The sequence below is a fragment of the Rothia sp. (in: high G+C Gram-positive bacteria) genome, from assembly GCF_030540545.1.
GTDB lineage: Bacteria > Actinomycetota > Actinomycetes > Actinomycetales > Micrococcaceae > Rothia.
In genome coordinates, this window is sequence record NZ_JAUNVZ010000042.1 from 1 (window position 1) to 1362 (window position 1362).

A 1362-nucleotide genomic window follows, 5' to 3' on the forward strand; every position below is an offset into this window, starting at 1 on the left:
ACTACAGGTACAAGAGCGCATGACGCTCCAAATCAAGGACTGCATACAAGAGGCACTCCAACCCCTCGGCGTAATGGTCGTCGTCGAAGCCCGACACATGTGCATGCAGATGCGCGGGGTCGAGAAGGACAACTCGGTCACCACCACCTCAGCCTTTTGCGGAGCCTTCACCCAGGCCAAGACCCGCGCAGAATTTCTCCAACTCATCGAACGCAGAGCCTAAAGCCACCGGCAAGCACAGCCAAGCAGCCCAAAAAGTTGGGCAAAAAGCCCCCCACCCCTACACACTTCCGAAAGAAAGCGGTACTTTTGCACCATGATTTCCCTGTCCCGACATATTGAATGCCTCTTGCTCAACCACGACTGCGTGATTGTCCCCGGCCTGGGTGGCTTTGTCACCCGGTACGTAGAGGCACGCTATGTGCCGGAAGAAGACCTCTTCCTACCCCCCTGCCGTACGGTAGGCTTCAACGCCCGGCTCACCATGAACGACGGCCTGCTCGTACAGTCGTTCATGCAGGCCTACGACACCGGTTACCCCGAGACCGTAGCCCTGGTGGACGAGGCCGTACAAGCCCTGCGCCACCGTTTGCAGGAAGAAGGGCGCTACGAACTGCCCAGCATCGGCACCCTCAGCCTCGGCATAGACGGACAGTACGAGTTCACCCCCTGTGAGGCCGGCGTTATCTCGCCCGAGCTGTATGGCCTCGATGCCCTCTACAACCTCAAGCCCCTCGCAGCCACCCCCAAGCAGCAGCCCGCCAAGGCCGCCCCGCGCAGCCCCCGGAAGCACCGCGTACACCTCAATCGAAGCGAGCGCAGCTACACCCTGAGCGTCAACCGCGAAGCTGCCAACTACCTCGTCGCTGCACTCGTAGCCCTGGTGAGCTACTTCATGTGGATTACTCCACTCAGCACCCCCGAAGACCTCGGCGTACCCCAAACTGCCTCCATGGCCTACGAGCGCCTCTTTGCCGCACCCACCCGGTCGACAGCAAAGCCCCGGCCCACAACCCCCGCCCCGGCCAAGGGCACACCCGCACCCGCCGCCGCACCGGCGCAGCCCGAGGCCCACACAGCTCAATCTTTGGACCACACGGCGCAGTCCGAGGTTCAGCCCACGCAGCCCCAAGGCCGGTACTCCCTGGTAGTGGCCAGCTCCATCCCCCGAGACAATGCCGCAGCCTACGCCCGGCAGTTACAGACCCGGGGCTGGAAGGAAGCCCGCGTCTACCAGCACCGCAAGATGGTGCGCGTAGTCTACGGACAGTACGCCACCGAGCTCGAAGCCCGCACCGCACTGCAAAGCCTCCGCACCCAAGCCCCCTTCACCGAAGCCTGGGTCATCGAAATGAAGTAACA

General features: G+C 62.6%; 2 protein-coding genes. Both read left to right on the forward strand.

What is annotated here, in order from left to right; all coding sequences use genetic code 11:
* A partial coding sequence (locus Q4P78_RS08770; protein WP_303339995.1) for a GTP cyclohydrolase I occupies window positions 1–223 on the forward strand: 223 nt, incomplete at its 5' end.
* A 93-nt stretch (window positions 224–316) separates the two neighbouring features.
* Window positions 317–1360 (forward strand): SPOR domain-containing protein, encoded by a 1044-nt coding sequence (locus Q4P78_RS08775; RefSeq protein ID WP_303339996.1) that lies wholly within the window; start codon window positions 317–319, stop codon window positions 1358–1360.
* Window positions 1361–1362 lie beyond the last annotated feature (2 nt).

Coding starts and splice junctions, on each gene's coding strand:
- Q4P78_RS08775 (WP_303339996.1), top strand. CDS start 317: ATGATTTCCCTGTCCCGACATATTGAATGCCTCTTGCTCAACCACGAC.